Below are 380 nucleotides of genomic sequence, written 5' to 3'. Positions count from 1 at the left end.
TGGTTGCGGGGGCAGGATTTGAACCTGCGGCCTTCAGGTTATGAGCCTGACGAGCTACCGGGCTGCTCCACCCCGCGTTATGGGTGCGATATTATGACCGGTTTTGGTATTTTTTTGCGCTTTGGGCGTGATTTGATCTGTTTTGCATGGGTTTGAGAAGATGGATTGATTTGTGTGCTTAGCAGACCTGGCAGCGACCTACTCTCCCGCATCTTAAGATGAAGTACCATTGGCGCTGGAGCGTTTCACGGCCGAGTTCGGAATGGGATCGGGTGCAGCCGCTCCGCCATAACCACCAGGTCGGCGAAGAACACAAATGAGAAGCTGGTTCAGGGCAGTAAGGCAGTAGGGGAATAGGGCAGTATGTTTGGTCTGCGCCT

Annotated in this window: 1 tRNA gene and 1 rRNA gene; both read right to left on the bottom strand. The window is 53.9% G+C overall.

Annotated elements, in window-relative coordinates:
- Nucleotides 1–77 (bottom strand) — tRNA-Met (locus ACS5UA_RS22910).
- 108 nt (nt 78–185) lie between these two features.
- Nucleotides 186–300: ribosomal RNA gene (gene rrf, locus ACS5UA_RS22905) — 5S ribosomal RNA — on the bottom strand.
- Nucleotides 301–380 lie beyond the last annotated feature (80 nt).

This window comes from Brucella sp. RRSP16, from assembly GCF_052246815.1.
In the GTDB taxonomy this organism is placed as follows: domain Bacteria; phylum Pseudomonadota; class Alphaproteobacteria; order Rhizobiales; family Rhizobiaceae; genus Brucella; species Brucella intermedia.
Note: the sequence above shows the minus strand (reverse complement) of the source record. Positions and strands in the feature narration are given on the sequence as shown.